Origin of the sequence: Nitrosococcus wardiae (assembly GCF_004421105.1) — a bacterium.
In the GTDB taxonomy this organism is placed as follows: Bacteria; Pseudomonadota; Gammaproteobacteria; order Nitrosococcales; family Nitrosococcaceae; genus Nitrosococcus; species Nitrosococcus wardiae.
On sequence record NZ_CP038033.1, the window covers coordinates 785,222 to 799,648 of the forward strand.

Genomic DNA, 14,427 nt, shown 5'->3' on the forward strand with positions numbered 1-14,427 from the left:
CTCCTTAATCATACTATTCTTGCTTTAACTGTTAGATTTGCTATTTTCTTATTGACCGGAAAGGAAAGCGGCGATGTCAAGCATATCCTGCTCAGTCAAACTAGCGGCCGAACCCTGCATTGGCGGATGGTTCCGATCGCCAGATTTATAGGCTTTAAGCGCAGCAACGAGATACTCTGCATGCTGTCCCCCCAATTTTGGCACTCGGTAGGAGGGATAAGCATTGCGGTAGTTAGGAATACCGTGGCAGCCTGCGCAAAGTTCTGATTTTTGGCGACCTGCCTCAGGATCACCCGCAGCCTGAACAGTTAAACTGCCCAGTAACGCTACACCGGCGCTCAAGAGAATAAAAAGGTTTTTCTTACCCATATTAATTACTCCCCTTTAGTGGATAATTCATCTAAGCCTTTGATTTTAAAATTAATGTCAGTGCCTTTATCTCCGTACTCAGCAGATCTCTTTGCAGAGGGGCGCTTAAGCATGGATGGATATTAACAACCACAAATTTCTTCAGTAACCTATATTTTATATATCTCTTAACAGTCGCAGCGCAATAGGCCGCTTGACCTCGATGGGTTTTTCTTCTTGGTGCCGGGCTGGATAGCACGGTATATTATTGGGGTGCAACCATACACGTAACCCGATTAACAGGCAACGATTTATAATGCAAGGCAAAGATACTCACCCAAGCTTAGTGCAAGTATTTAAAAGCGTTTTTTCCGCAATGATAGGAGTACAGAGCCGCCGTAATCATGAGCGCGATTTCAATCATGGTCGGCCAACACCCTTTATTTTTGCTGGTATTATCGCGGTTACTCTCTTTGTCTTAACTTTAGTGGGGGTAGTGCAATTAATTCTGCATTTAACCGGCAATTAATACACCTAGTTAAGACAAAAATTACAGCAAACTAACCTAATTGACAGCAGAGATAGCTACGATCAAGTGCTTGTAGATCAGGCAGTGACGAGCGAATTCAGGTAATATTCGCCTTTCTCGAGAAAGCACAACGCTCTTGCAAGCCTTGTATCGGAGAAAACCATGTCGAGCCATACAGCGACCGTCTACCGTGAGACGTTAGAAACCCGCGTCGAAGTTGCCCTCAACTTGGCCGGAGAAGGACATTTTACCGCCGAAACAGGAGTGCCTTTTCTTGAGCACATGATGGACCAAGTGGCTCGACATGGATTATTCGATCTTACGGTAAAAGCCTCTGGCGATTTGCACATCGATGCTCACCACACCGTGGAAGATATTGGCATTACCCTGGGACAGGCTTTGAAACAAGCGCTTGGCGATAAAACAGGAATTCAGCGCTATGGTCATGCCTATGTGCCCTTGGATGAGGCTCTTTCTAGGGTGGTGCTAGATCTTTCCGGGAGGCCGAGTTTACACTACCGAGTGAATTACCCGCGGGCCCGTATTGGTAATTTCGATGTGGATCTTTTCCAGGAGTTTTTTCAAGGACTCGTCAATCACGCTGCGATGACCTTGCATATTGATAACCTGCAAGGGCGAAATGCCCATCATATTGCTGAAACCATATTCAAAGCTTTTGGTCGCGCCCTGCGGGTTGCCGTAGAACAAGACTCACGCCGGAAAGGACAACTCGCCTCCACCAAAGGGGCATTATAGTTATAATTTAGGCTTAAACTCATGTCCAGCATAGCGGTGATTGATTATGGGATGGGCAACTTGCGCTCAGTCTCTAAAGCATTAGAACAGGTTGCCGACAAGGTTCGCGTAGAAGTCACCAGTGCTCCCCAGCGGATCCGCGCAGCTGACCGGGTAGTTTTTCCCGGTGTAGGCGCTATCCGGGACTGTATGAATGAACTACGGCACCTAAATTTGGATACCATCGTCACGCAATGTGCTGCTGATCGGCCATTTCTAGGTATCTGTCTTGGCATGCAGGCCTTACTCGATCTTAGTGAGGAAAACCAGGGAACTTCCTGCCTTGGCGTATTGCCTGGTCAAGTAAGACATTTTGATGTGGCCGAGAAACATTTAAAAGTTCCCCACATGGGATGGAATCAAGTTCATCAGACTCATACCCACCCCCTGTGGCGCGATATTCCCCAGGACTGCCGTTTCTATTTTGTCCACAGCTACTATACGGTACCGGGTGAACCATCCTTGATCGCTGGTTGCACAGACTATTCCACTTCCTTTGCCTCGGCGCTAGCCCAAGACAATATTTTCGCAGTCCAATTTCACCCAGAAAAGAGCCAAAAATATGGACTGCAATTACTTGCCAACTTTCTGACATGGAATGGGGTAAGTTAAAACATTATCCACTGCAATTCGAGCCAAATTGCTTGCAAACCGGAAGGAAACTACCATGTTATTAATACCTGCCATTGATCTCAAGGGGGGGAAATGTGTTCGCCTGCGTCAGGGGCGCATGGAAGACGATACGGTATTCTCTGATGATCCAGTAGCTATGGCCCTACATTGGGCCGAAGCTGGTGCAGAGCGACTTCACTTAGTTGACCTAGACGGGGCATTTGCAGGGCAGCCCGTCAATGCCGATATTATTTATAACATTGCCCAAGCCCTACCTGATATGGATATTCAGGTAGGGGGGGGAATTCGTGACGGGGATACCATCCAGACCTATTTAGATGCGGGAGTTCGTTATGTCATCATTGGCACTAAGGCCATCAACACTCCCCATTTTGTCGCCGATGCCTGCTTAGAATTTCCTGGCCACGTCATCCTGGGCCTTGATGCGCGAGAAGGTAAAATTGCAATTAACGGCTGGTCTAAACTTTCCCGTCATAATGTGGTCGATATTGCTCAGCATTTTGAAAAGGACGGGGTTGAAGCCATCATTTATACTGATATTCAGCGTGACGGCATGATGAAGGGAGTCAATATCGAGGCGACTAGCGAACTGGCCGAAGCGGTTAATATTCCTGTCATTGCCTCAGGTGGGGTCTCTTCATTGGCAGATATAGAGGCTTTATGCCGGCATGAGCAAGAGGGCATTGCGGGCGCTATCATCGGCCGGGCCCTCTACGAGGGCCAAATCAAATTTACTGAAGCCTTAGCTTTGGTAAAGCGTTTATTCTCAGAATGAGCAGAGCGAATGGGCTTAGCCAAACGCATCATTCCTTGTCTTGACGTGGATAATGGCCGGGTGGTGAAAGGGGTCCGCTTTGTCGATATTCGCGATGCGGGTGACCCGGTAGAAATTGCCCACCGCTATGAGGAGCAGGGCGCGGATGAAATTACCTTTCTGGATATTACCGCCAGCAGCGATAATCGGAACACGATGGTGCACGTCGTTGAGGCAATTGCCGCTCAGGTATTCATTCCCCTGACCGTGGGGGGGGGCATCCGGAACCTTGAAGATATCCGGCGCATGTTAATCGCCGGTGCCGATAAAGTGGGCATTAATACTGCTGCGGTACAACGCCCTGAGTTTGTTCGCGAAGCGGCTGAACGCTTTGGCTCTCAGTGTATTGTGGTTGCCATGGATGCTAAGCAGGTTTCCCGCACTGATGAGCCGCCACGGTGGGAAGTCTTTACCCATGGTGGCCGCAACGAAACCGGGCTCGACGCCGTAGCCTGGGCTCGTCGGATGGTGGAACTTGGCGCCGGAGAAATCTTGCTGACCAGCATGGACCGGGACGGAACTCGAGAAGGCTTTGACCTCTTGCTTACTCGCACCATTAGCGAGGCCGTTCCAGTACCCGTGATTGCCTCTGGTGGGGTAGGGACCCTCGATCATCTAGCTGCAGGGATATTGGAAGGAAAAGCGGACGCAGTACTGGCTGCTAGCATCTTCCACTTCGGTGAGCATACCATAGAGGAAGCCAAACGGCATTTATTGGCCCACGGCATTGAGGTGAGGCTGTAACAATGTCCGCCTGGTTAGAAGAAGTTGCTTGGAACGAAGAAGGATTAGTTCCCGCAATAGCCCAGGAAGTTCATACGGGCCAAGTGCTTATGCTTGCTTGGATGAATCGAGAAGCCCTGGAAACGACTCTACAATCTGGCCATGCAGTTTATTGGTCTCGATCCAGGCAGCGTTTGTGGCATAAGGGCGAGCAATCGGGCCATGAACAAGTTGTGAAAGCCATTCACCTTGACTGTGACCACGACGCAGTGCTTTTATTAGTTGAACAAAAGGGCGATATTGCTTGCCATACCGGCCGTCACCGTTGCTTTTTCAAGCGTCTGGAGAAGGGCAACTGGACCAGCGTTGAACCCGTATTGAAACATCCTAACAGCATCTACGGGAAATCCGGATGAATGATATCTTTGAACGCCTCGCTACAGTATTCGAGGAGCGCAAAAATGCAGACCCGGAACACTCTTACGTGGCTAATCTTTATCAAGCAGGACAAGACAAAATCCTAAAGAAGCTAGGGGAAGAGGCGATAGAAACAATCCTCGCTGCTAAAAGCAAGCAACAGGATGCGATTATCCATGAAACTGCTGATTTATGGTTCCATAGCTTAGTGATGCTAGCCGACTGTGGGCTTCGACCCGAACAGGTACTTAAGGAACTAGACCGGCGTTTTGGTTTATCCGGGTTAGAAGAGAAAGCTAATCGGAGTAAGGACAATGACGATGGATAATACAGATTGCATCTTTTGTAAAATTGTGGACGGTAAAATTCCAGCTACGCGAGTTTATGAAGACGACCAAGTGATTGCTTTTAAAGATATTCGCCCCAAAGCGGAGGTGCATCTGCTCCTGGTACCTCGTACTCATATCCCCAGCTTAAATGAACTAGAAGTCAAACATGAAGGGCTGATTAGTCATATGCTACTGCTACTGCCCCACCTAGCCCATCGCCAGGGCCTCCCGACAGGTTTTCGGACTATAATTAATACGGGGCCGGGAGGTGGCCAGGAAGTGGATCATCTTCATATCCATCTATTAGGTGGTAACCGACTGCCAGGTTTCTAGTTAGCGCCTAGAGGTTAATCAACTCTCGCCAAGCTATATCGAATAGATAACCCCTAATATTTAAGGACGCGGAATAAAATTATGGGAGCAAGTGGAATTAGTATTTGGCAGCTTCTTATTATATTAGCGATTATATTGCTGCTATTTGGTACCAAAAAGTTACGCTCCATCGGCACTGATCTGGGCAGCGCGGTAAAGGGTTTTCGTAATTCTTTGCGCGATGAAGAATCTCCTGACACCGAAGAGGTTCAAACTATAGAGGATAAACAAGGACAAGCCAAGAAAACGGAAGATTTTTCTCAGAAAATTCAGCGTGATGCTGACTTCAAAGCAAAGCCCGATAACGACCTCAAGTAATTTTTTATACTCCTAAACCCCGTGTTTGACATTGGCTTCTGGGAAATCCTAGTAATTCTGGTGATACTACTGGTCGTAGTGGGTCCAGAGCGGTTGCCCACTGTTGCTCGTACTACGGCACTATGGATACGGAAAGGACGCCGCTTCGTCTCCCAAATCAAGCAAGAAGTGGAAGAAGAGTTAAGGGCCGAAGAATTTCGCCAATCGCTTAAAGAAAAGAGCGATTTTCTCGATCTGAAAAAAACTATGGGCGAAGCCCCTCCTCGAAAACCGAGTCCGCCCGTGGACCAGGACAAACACTCCTCCCCCAAGGCGTCCAATGACGACGCCTGAATCTTCCGGCAACGAAGAACAACCCCTAGTCTCGCACTTGCTCGAGCTGCGGAATCGTTTACTTCGCGGTATTGCCGCCGTATTGGTCCTTGCTGTCGTGCTCATGCCCTTTGCCAATGACCTCTACCGTTTACTGGCGCGCCCTCTCATGGCTCATTTACCCGAGACCAATTCAATGATTGCTACTGAGGTAGCAGCGCCTTTCCTCACCCCTTTTAAACTGACCTTAGTGACAGCGATTATGCTCTCTGTCCCTATGCTTTTATACCAAATCTGGGCTTTTGTTGCCCCCGGCCTCTACAAAAATGAGCGCCGGATTATTTTACCCCTATTAGCCTCTAGTACTGTCCTGTTTTTCCTAGGAGTCGCTTTTGCTTACTTTGTGGCTTTCCCTTTAATGTTTGGCTTTTTCACTCAGGCAGCACCTGAAGATATTGCTGTCATGACTGACATCAGCAAATATTTAGATTTTGTGCTAACAATGTTTTTTGCTTTTGGGATTGCCTTTGAAGTGCCTGTAGCCACTGTATTACTGGTATGGACCGGGGTTACCGATGTGGAACGCCTCCGGGAAAAGCGCCCTTATATCATTGTTGCGGCCTTCGTTTTAGGTATGCTACTGACGCCCCCCGATATCATCTCACAAACCTTGCTAGCCCTCCCCATGTGGCTTTTATTCGAAGCAGGATTGTGGTTCTCTCGGCTGTTCCTGCCAAAAAATTCTGTAGAGGAAAGCTAATCCGTCTTTAAATAACGCATCCGAGTTCCATACAGCAAGGATAAACTTATCTCTTCAGGTTTCAACTCCGAAGGAAAATAAACCCCTGCAATATGAGCACCATGTATACTCACTCCTTCAAGCCGACTCCTAGAAAAATCAATACCTCTTAGGTCCGCTTGGCGGAAATAACCACCACTGAAATCTAGGCCATCCGCCACCAATCCGCGCAGATCTACTCTGCGGAAATCGCAATAGGTAAGATCACAAGTTTCCCCACTTGCCACCCGGCGGTTGAACTCCTCAATCTCACCATTTCTAAGTAATAAATATAAGGGATCAGACTTAATTTGGGGCTCAGTCATTGTTTAATCTCCAGCATTTATTAGTGAGCAAGGTCATCGACTTCAAGCAGAAATTCATCTACCTAATCGCGGCTGACGTTTACCGAATGCCTAAGCCAGGTTATGCTTAAAAGATAACATAAAACATTCAATAGCTTGCCTCGCTAATGAAAAGAGGCAAGTCTTAACTTAGGAGCCCAAAAATGTATCTAAAACATAAGCCTTCTTCTGACTTAGTAGAAATTCTTGATATCAAGGAATTAGTGGATCCGTGTAGGGAAAACATTACCGGCCGTTTTCATGTGGGGGAAGAAATGCAAGAGCCCGCCTCTTTCCAGAAGGCAAATCTTATCTTTCCCTCGGGAGAAGCACTTCCCCAATGCTGGATTGACCCAGACTATAAACAAAAAGTGTAATGCTGTAGCCAACTTAACAAATTGGACGGAATTTTCTATCCATAGCAAAATTAACATCTCCCCCTACCTAAAATTGGGGGATTCCCAAGACACTTAGGGGTGGCATTTAGCTTCCCCTAAGCTGCTTCGGTGAGTTCCTGCTGCTAGCAACACATGACCTCACTACTACGGCTTCCCAGACTAAGCGGGCATCTCTAACTCTAACCCCATAATCCGCCAAGGGCTATGGGGTAAAACGCTGTGGTTGTCTTCTTACCTCGCCGATAGCTGTGGCGGTACACCTATCGAGATTATCCAACTAGCAGCAGAAGCACCGCTGCCCTTCCTCGCCCTCACGGGTAAAGCTGACCGCATATTAGGGTCAAAAAGGTGTATTTTGCGTAACTTTATTTAGATATTAAAGAAACTAAATATGCCAACCGAAGGTCTAACTTCAGGTATAAAACTTTCAATAATCAGGCGCTCATAACGGTAAAAAAACCAGTGGTATTCCTTTAGTTCTCTTTTTTCTTTTTAGTTTTTTCTTATATTTATATATTTTTAATTATTGTTGATTGCCACTGGTGCCTGTCATCATACCCCTTGATATGCGACGATGCAGGCCTAGAAAGCTCCAAAGCTATGAATGCGGCTTTCTAATATAGAATGTTATGAGCGCCTGAGCCTACTAGTAAGCATTCGTTTGCCGCTTCTGTCAACCCATTCATATAAAAATTATTTTTGATCTAGGTTATTAAATAGTTTTTTTCTAAGGATTTGGGCAAGATCGACCCAAAGTTATTTAGGTATTGCAATTCTTAAGGGAAGCAAACTGAATTAACTCTTTTTCAACCTGTTTGCGCTCCCAAGGCCTCAACCACAAACAACTGGTAGGGCCTATCTTAGGAATACCCGATCTCGAAGCCAAGCTACGCCTTTCCAAGGACTTGCGCCAAAATGGTTTTCAAGGCATGCTGGCAGCGATGAATTTTTATCCGGAAGAAGACGCCAAAATTTACGAAAATGGGGTTAATTTGATCTTCCACCCTTTCAATGAAGCCGGCGAACGCCTGGCTGAACGGGCCTTGGCGGAGACGGGATCTATTACCCTGAAGTCGCCCATCTTGAACCCTGTGGGAAAAACTCCCATTAGGCCTCCCTCCTAGGAGAAAGGGGATGTTGGCTCCATCTAAAGTCAACCTTAAGTTTTTAGAAAATTAAATTAGTAAAAAGTTATGAAACTGTTTCGAACCAAACCTATCGAAACGGACCTTGCCAAAGATACCGGCCTCAAAAAAGTACTGAGTGCATTTGATTTGGTCTTGCTTGGCATGGGTGCGATTATCGGCGCGGGTATTTTCGTACTGACAGGTATCGCTGCAGCCAATCACGCAGGGCCCGCAGTCGTGCTGTCCTTCGTGGTAGCCGGAATGGCAGTAACTTTCGCCGCCTTATCTTATGCAGAGCTTGCCGCTTCCATCGGCGGTGCTGGCAGTGCCTACGGATATGGCTACGCAGGCCTGGGGGAATTCATTGCCTGGGTCATTGGCTGGATGCTAATCCTGGAATATTCTGTTGCCATTTCGGCCGTATCGGCCGGCTGGGCAGGTTATGTGGACAACGTGCTAGCGGCGATGGAGATCCACCTTCCCGAGATACTCACCAAAACACCTTCCCAGGGTGGCTGGGTCAACCTGCCGGCAATGCTCATTATCCTTGCTCTAGGTACCCTCCTAGCAACCGGCGCCAAGGTCAGTGCCCAATTCAACGCTATTATGGTCTTCGTGAAGGTGGCCACCATATTGTTATTTATCGGGGTTGCCTTCTTCCATGTGGATATCAACCACTGGACTCCGTTCATGCCCTTTGGCTGGGAAGGGGTCATGACAGGCGCAGCCAGCATTTTTTTTGCCTATATCGGTTTTGATGCGGTGTCCACAGCAGCCGAAGAAACCCGAAATCCGCAAAAAGACCTCCCTATCGGCATTCTCGGCTCCCTTGCCATCTGCACCCTGCTTTATATGCTGGTTGCCGCACTGCTGACAGGTATTGTCCCCTATCCCTCCCTGGACGTCCCTTCACCCGTCTCCGATGCTCTGCTCCAGGTAGGCGAAAAATGGGCCTCTGGCATGATCGCCATTGGTGCCATTGCCGGCCTCACCACCGTCATGTTGGTGCTCTATTTCGGTCTGACCCGGATTCTCTTTGCTATCTCGAGGGACGGCCTGCTACCTCCCTTTTTCTCCTATATCAACGAGAAGACCGGTAGCCCAGTGCGAGTGATCCTATTGGCTGGAGTGGCAATGGCAACCATTGCAGGCTTAGCGCCCCTCAATGATATTGTTGAGCTTACCAATATCGGCACACTGGGTGCCTTTGTCGTGGTTTGCGCTGGCGTCACCGTGTTGCGCTATACTAAACCCGATTTACATCGACCATTCCGAACCCCTTTTAGCCCCTTCGTCCCGGTGCTGGGCATTGCCTTCTGCGTATACTTGATGACCAACTTGGGCGCGGAGACCTGGACCCGATTCTCGCTCTGGCTAACCGCAGGGCTAATCATTTATTTCACTTATTCCTACCGCCATAGCAAACTCGCTGCCCCGGAGAAAAGCGAGCCCGCCCATGCCCCACTTGAATAAGAATTTTGTCTTCATTACCCATACCAGAATTTGACCTTTTTAGTCTCTTAAACACTGTTTGCAACCCGATGGGATTGGGGAGGCATGACCTAAGCGTCTTGGGTTGAATTTAAACGGGAATGGCTAAGTGGCTCAGTGAAAGTTTTGAAGTATTTCTGGAGCGAGCCGGTGGCGTGGAGCCAGGGGACAGGGAAGTCCCCACACCGCTTCGCCGGGAGCGAATCGGGACATCCGCAGGAGGCCCCTCAGGGCGCGCATCAAACCTTTTTTCAAGGAAGAAAAACGGGTTTGCGGAACACCACCAGCTCGCTCCTAAAACACCTCATATTTTATTCATAGGGACACTTATATCAGCAGCCCCTGCACCTCAGACGAAATAAAACACTGATAATTCCGCCGTACTCCCACCCTTGGAAATTAGGAGAAAAAAGCCGGTGCCCCATAGCGTTCCCTTGATTACGACCCTCGCTGTAGCGCTTGGTCTCGCTCTCGCACTGGGTTTTCTCACTGAACGAATCAAACTGCCAGCATTGGTAGGATATCTATTGGCCGGCATTCTCATCGGCCCTTTTACTCCTGGTTTTGTAGCTAATGTGGAAATCGCGGCGCAATTGGCTGAGATTGGCGTGATGTTGCTGATGTTCGGCGTAGGACTGCACTTGTCTTTGGAGGAACTGTTAGCAGTTCGCAAGATTGCCCTGCCTGGAGCCATATTACAGATGGCTGTGGCCACTGGGCTGGGCATGGGCGTAGCGACCGCATGGGGATGGGAGCTGGGAGGGGCTGTGGTTTTCGGCTTGGCATTATCGGTAGCAAGTACTGTGGTCCTGTTGAAGGCGCTTGAGACCCATGGTGTTTTGGAATCCGTCAATGGGCGAATCACTGTCGGCTGGCTGGTGGTGGAGGATATTGCCATGGTGCTCGTGCTAGTCCTTCTTCCGCCACTAGCAGGATGGCTTGGAGGGAATACACCCTATGCTGGAGACACGGGACTATGGTGGACACTGGTGGTCACTCTAGGGAAGGTAACAGCATTCGTTGCGCTGATGCTCATCGTGGGACGCCGCTTTTTCCCTTGGCTTTTGTGGCAAATAGCAGATACAGGCTCGCGCGAGCTCTTCACCCTATGCGTGGTGGCAGCAGCCGTGAGTATCGCTTACGGGGCTACGGCCCTATTTGGGGTATCCTTTGCCCTAGGTGCGTTTTTCGCCGGCATGGTGTTGAGAGAATCTGAGCTCAGCCATCGGGCTGCTGCCGAATCTCTACCGCTGCGGGATGCCTTTGCCGTGCTGTTCTTTGTCTCGGTAGGCATGCTTTTCAACCCGGCTGTTCTTATGGAACAACCACTGCAAGTACTTGCCGTCGTGATCATCATTATTGTGGGAAAATCACTGGCGGCGGCAGCCCTAGTTCTCACCTTCCGTTACCCTTTGAATACCGCACTCACCGTCTCGGCTAGTCTTGCTCAAATCGGTGAATTTTCTTTCATTTTAGCTGGGTTTGGCGTAAGTTTGGGGCTGCTCTCCGTTGAAGCTCAAAGCTTAATTTTGGCCGGTGCCTTAATCTCAATTGCTCTCAACCCAATGGTATTCAAGGCGATTGAGCCATTGCAGAGATGGATTCGATCCCGATCGGCCCTAGCCCGGATACTTGAGCGGCCCGATGATCCCTTAGCCGAACTCCCCCTGTCGACCGAGCAGAAGTATCTCTCCAAGCAGGTGGTCTTGGTGGGTTATGGTCGAGTAGGTCGACGGATTGGGGATATGCTAACTAAAAAAGGGATCCCCTATGTAGTTGCAGAACAGAACCGTGAGCTAGTCGAGGCATTACGGGAACAGGGGTTACCCGCCGTTTCGGGAGACGCCTCGGATCCAGCCGTACTCATTCAAGCCCATATTGCACGAGCCAGGATGTTGGTGGTAGCCACTCCTGACACTCTGAATGTACGGCAAATGATTAAGATAGCGCGTACACTCAATCCGGGTATTGAGACAGTTGTCCGCACTCATAGCGAAGAAGAAGCCAGGCTGCTAAAGCAAGAGGATGCTGGGAAAATCTTTCTTGGAGAGAATGAACTGGCCACGGGCATGGCCCGGCATGTGCTGGAGCGACTAGGAAAAGGCAAACTTTAAAAGGAATGGCGGCAACATTAGGAAAGTCAGGTGAGGGCAAATGAGGCAGGCACGATGGCCACAGATTCGGTACTGGCAGCCGAAGAGGCCGGGCTAACGATACGTTCACGATGAAAAACCCGGTATCAGGCGCCATCGCGCCGGCCGCGGCTTTTTGCATAAGCCGCTAATTCTTTTTGGTGGGCCCAGTAGGACTCGAACCTACGACCCCCGTATTATGAGTCCTAAAACAAACCTTTCCACCTGTTCTCACCTTGTTTTATCCTCTTTTAATACCTTTCACTATCAGCTGCTTATAGTTTATATTCAGCCTTACTGAGTTTTATTTAGTTTTGTATAGAGTGCTTACAGAGCACTTACAGGGTTAAAAAGGGGCTGAATATAAAACCCACCAAGACGGTCATTGACCGGCTACCCAAGCCAAAGAGTGGCTAGCAAGCTTTTTATTGGGACCCGGCCTTACGGATAACCCTGTCAACCGTCTATCCGAGGCGAGAACCTGGTACTGGGTAGAGCGGCGGCGCACGGTCATCAAGCCCCATGAACTTAATCCCTGGATGCAGACAGTCCAAAAGCTTGAGAACACCGCTGCCCGTGACTATTTGATGCTGGTGCTATTGACGGGGCTTAGACGTACTGAGGCCCTAGAGTTACGCTGGCAGGATGTGGACTTGAAGTGGCAGACTCTCACGGTCCACGACACCAAGAATCGCCAAGCCCATACCCTCCCCCCTCTCCGATTACCTGGCGGATATGCTCTCCAGGCGCAGGACTGAAACGATTGGCTCCTATGTGTTTGAAACCCCCAGGGGGCGTTTATCGAACCTGCGCTACGCTATCGCAGAAGTGGAAAGTAAATCGGGGGTGTCGTTTTGTATCCATGACTTAAGGCGCACTTTCGCTACTGTGGCCGATGCCCTGGACATTCCGGGCTATGCCGTCAAGGCCCTACTGAACCACAAAAACGGCAATGACGTGACCGCCGGTTATATCGTGGTGGATGTGGAGCGGCTACGGGGACCGATGCAGAAGATCACTGACTTCATGCTGAAAGCTGGCGGCGTGCGTGAGGGAGCTAAGGTGGTGGAACTGGGGGCAGTTAGTGGCTAGGCAGTTTTTTTTTATAAATACCTATAACGGGTCACTGCCAAAATTGACAAAAGGGGTTTATGTCACTTTTGGCAGTTCACCCTATCGGCCGCCCGCTCCACCAGGAACCCCGTCGCGCCGTGGATCACCGCCGAGGCGAAGATCGTGAAAACGACGAGCGCCCAGAGCTCCTTCTCGTTGATGAACTCAATGTGGCTCGAGGCGTAGGCCAAGTAGTAGATCGAGCCGACACCGCGCACACCGAAGAGGCCCACGAGCCAGCGCTCGCGCGACGTGAGCTCGGTACGCGCGAGCGAGAGCCAGCCCAGCAGCGGGCGGACTACCAGGAGCAGGCCCAGGCCGATCAACGCGTGCCGCCAGTTGAGCGCGGGCCAGAGATCGGGGAGCGTGCTGCCGAGGAGGACCAGCAAGATGGCCGTCACCGCGTGCTCGATCGGCTCGCTGAACGCATGCAGGCGGCGGTGGAATTCGTGCTTCTCCTCGACGCGCCGGCAGATGACGCCGGCGACGAACGATCCGATAAAACCATACCCCTCCGCCAGCTCGACCACGCCGTAGCAGAGCAGCACCGCGGCCAGCGCCACCACACCCGGGCCGGTCTGGGCGAGGCCCGTCGCTCCCGGGGCGTGAAACAGGCTCTTGCCGAGGAGCCATCCGACGGCCGCTCCCATGACGACGCCTACTGCGATGCGGTAGAGCACGTCGCGAAGCAGCCAGATCGAGAGCCAGTCGCTGGGCTGCGTGCCTTCGGAGGCGAACCACAGCCCCAGATACACAAAGGGGAACGCGAGCCCGTCGTTGAGTCCCGCCTCGGATGTGAGTGCGAAGCGGAGCGGGTGCTCGCGCCCTTCAAGCGGCGGGCCCACCTGCACATCGCCCGCGAGCACCGGGTCAGTCGGAGCGAGCGCCGCGCCGAGGAGTACCGCGCCCGCGATCGTCATGCCCGCCAGACTCCAGCCCATCACCGCGATCACAAAGATGGTCGCGGGCAAGGCGATGGCGAGCAGGCGGATCGTCGGCCGCCAGAGTCGATAGTCGCGGACGTTATCGATCCGGAGCCCGGTGGAGAAGAGCACCACGATCAGCACGATCTCGCTCGTCACCTCCCAGAGCCGCGGCGACGCCGTTGGATCGAAGGCCGCCGGCATGCCCGGCACCACAAGGTAGGCGGCGAGCCCGAGCACCATGAGGAGCGCAGACGACGAGGCAGCACGCAGCGATAATAGCCGTGGCAGCCAGTGCGCCAAAAAGATAGCCGCGCCCGCGGCGGCCATCAGCACGTGATAGGGGGAGAACTCGAAGAGGGTTTTCTCTTCCATTATAGTGACAGCCCGATACGGTCCATGCTCCGGGCCCTGGCGAACGCCTCGCGGCCCTGCTGGATAGCGGGTTTCTTGCTTCGAGGAATTAGCAAGCTGCGTACCAGCGCGGGCGAGCCAGGCGCGCCGCAGCATGAAAAGTGCTCGCGCGCTACG

At 50.9% G+C, this 14,427-nt stretch carries 20 protein-coding genes; 17 read left to right on the plus strand and 3 right to left on the minus strand.

Going from position 1 to position 14,427, the window contains the following annotated elements; translation table 11 throughout:
* Positions 1–48: 48 nt before the first annotated feature.
* Positions 49–369, minus strand: coding sequence for a c-type cytochrome (locus tag E3U44_RS03815; RefSeq protein WP_134356745.1), 321 nt, complete (start codon positions 367–369; stop codon positions 49–51).
* A 295-nt stretch (positions 370–664) separates the two neighbouring features.
* On the opposite strand from E3U44_RS03815, the gene E3U44_RS03820 reads away from it, so the two are divergent.
* The 11 genes from E3U44_RS03820 (at position 665) to tatC (ending at position 6,350) form a co-directional block, all read left to right on the plus strand.
* Positions 665–877, plus strand: a complete 213-nt coding sequence (locus E3U44_RS03820) for a DUF2970 domain-containing protein (RefSeq protein ID WP_134356746.1) — start codon at positions 665–667, stop codon at positions 875–877.
* Between the two features lie 162 nt (positions 878–1,039).
* Positions 1,040–1,633, plus strand: a complete 594-nt coding sequence (gene hisB, locus E3U44_RS03825) for an imidazoleglycerol-phosphate dehydratase HisB (protein WP_134356747.1) — start codon at positions 1,040–1,042, stop codon at positions 1,631–1,633.
* Positions 1,634–1,654: 21 nt separating this feature from the next.
* Positions 1,655–2,284: an imidazole glycerol phosphate synthase subunit HisH gene (gene hisH, locus E3U44_RS03830; protein ID WP_134356748.1), complete on the plus strand. Its 630-nt coding sequence runs from the start codon at positions 1,655–1,657 to the stop codon at positions 2,282–2,284.
* A 55-nt stretch (positions 2,285–2,339) separates the two neighbouring features.
* Positions 2,340–3,080 (plus strand): 1-(5-phosphoribosyl)-5-[(5-phosphoribosylamino)methylideneamino]imidazole-4-carboxamide isomerase, encoded by a 741-nt coding sequence (hisA, locus tag E3U44_RS03835; RefSeq protein WP_134356749.1) that lies wholly within the window; start codon positions 2,340–2,342, stop codon positions 3,078–3,080.
* A gap of 9 nt (positions 3,081–3,089) precedes the next feature.
* Complete coding sequence (gene hisF / locus E3U44_RS03840; RefSeq protein WP_134356750.1) at positions 3,090–3,863, plus strand: imidazole glycerol phosphate synthase subunit HisF; 774 nt, start codon at positions 3,090–3,092, stop codon at positions 3,861–3,863.
* A 2-nt stretch (positions 3,864–3,865) separates the two neighbouring features.
* On the plus strand, positions 3,866–4,258 hold the full coding sequence (gene hisI / locus E3U44_RS03845; protein ID WP_134356751.1) for a phosphoribosyl-AMP cyclohydrolase: 393 nt from the start codon (positions 3,866–3,868) through the stop codon (positions 4,256–4,258).
* Entirely contained in the window at positions 4,255–4,587 is a 333-nt protein-coding gene (locus E3U44_RS03850) for a phosphoribosyl-ATP diphosphatase (protein WP_134356752.1), read from the plus strand. Before hisI ends, E3U44_RS03850 begins: the two co-directional genes overlap by 4 nt.
* A complete protein-coding gene (locus tag E3U44_RS03855) occupies positions 4,580–4,921 on the plus strand; it encodes a histidine triad nucleotide-binding protein (protein ID WP_240761721.1) in 342 nt (113 codons plus the stop codon). Before E3U44_RS03850 ends, E3U44_RS03855 begins: the two co-directional genes overlap by 8 nt.
* 81 nt (positions 4,922–5,002) lie before the next feature.
* Positions 5,003–5,278, plus strand: a complete 276-nt coding sequence (gene tatA / locus E3U44_RS03860) for a twin-arginine translocase TatA/TatE family subunit (protein ID WP_134356754.1) — start codon at positions 5,003–5,005, stop codon at positions 5,276–5,278.
* A gap of 60 nt (positions 5,279–5,338) precedes the next feature.
* Entirely contained in the window at positions 5,339–5,611 is a 273-nt protein-coding gene (gene tatB, locus E3U44_RS03865; RefSeq protein ID WP_240761722.1) for a Sec-independent protein translocase protein TatB, read from the plus strand.
* Positions 5,598–6,350 (plus strand): twin-arginine translocase subunit TatC, encoded by a 753-nt coding sequence (gene tatC / locus E3U44_RS03870; RefSeq protein ID WP_134356756.1) that lies wholly within the window; start codon positions 5,598–5,600, stop codon positions 6,348–6,350. The genes tatB and tatC overlap by 14 nt, the downstream gene beginning before the upstream one ends.
* Here the strand turns inward: tatC and E3U44_RS03875 are convergent.
* Complete coding sequence (locus tag E3U44_RS03875) at positions 6,347–6,694, minus strand: pentapeptide repeat-containing protein (protein WP_134356757.1); 348 nt, start codon at positions 6,692–6,694, stop codon at positions 6,347–6,349. The genes tatC and E3U44_RS03875 overlap by 4 nt on opposite strands.
* Positions 6,695–6,876: 182 nt before the next feature.
* On the opposite strand from E3U44_RS03875, the gene E3U44_RS03880 reads away from it, so the two are divergent.
* The 6 genes from E3U44_RS03880 (at position 6,877) to E3U44_RS19830 (ending at position 12,952) form a co-directional block, all read left to right on the plus strand.
* Positions 6,877–7,089, plus strand: a complete 213-nt coding sequence (locus E3U44_RS03880) for an acetyltransferase (protein WP_134356758.1) — start codon at positions 6,877–6,879, stop codon at positions 7,087–7,089.
* Positions 7,090–7,925: 836 nt separating this feature from the next.
* Complete coding sequence (locus E3U44_RS03885) at positions 7,926–8,234, plus strand: hypothetical protein (RefSeq protein ID WP_206054880.1); 309 nt, start codon at positions 7,926–7,928, stop codon at positions 8,232–8,234.
* Positions 8,235–8,303: 69 nt separating this feature from the next.
* Positions 8,304–9,710, plus strand: a complete 1,407-nt coding sequence (locus E3U44_RS03890) for an amino acid permease (RefSeq protein WP_134356759.1) — start codon at positions 8,304–8,306, stop codon at positions 9,708–9,710.
* Between the two features lie 434 nt (positions 9,711–10,144).
* Positions 10,145–11,842, plus strand: a complete 1,698-nt coding sequence (locus E3U44_RS03895) for a cation:proton antiporter domain-containing protein (RefSeq protein WP_134356760.1) — start codon at positions 10,145–10,147, stop codon at positions 11,840–11,842.
* Positions 11,843–12,288: 446 nt separating this feature from the next.
* Entirely contained in the window at positions 12,289–12,618 is a 330-nt protein-coding gene (locus tag E3U44_RS19825; protein ID WP_240761724.1) for a tyrosine-type recombinase/integrase, read from the plus strand.
* A complete protein-coding gene (locus E3U44_RS19830) occupies positions 12,596–12,952 on the plus strand; it encodes a site-specific integrase (RefSeq protein ID WP_240761725.1) in 357 nt (118 codons plus the stop codon). The genes E3U44_RS19825 and E3U44_RS19830 overlap by 23 nt, the downstream gene beginning before the upstream one ends.
* A 62-nt stretch (positions 12,953–13,014) precedes the next feature.
* On the opposite strand, the gene E3U44_RS03905 is transcribed toward E3U44_RS19830, so the two are convergent.
* Positions 13,015–14,271, minus strand: coding sequence for a cation:proton antiporter (locus E3U44_RS03905; RefSeq protein ID WP_134356761.1), 1,257 nt, complete (start codon positions 14,269–14,271; stop codon positions 13,015–13,017).
* Positions 14,272–14,427 lie beyond the last annotated feature (156 nt).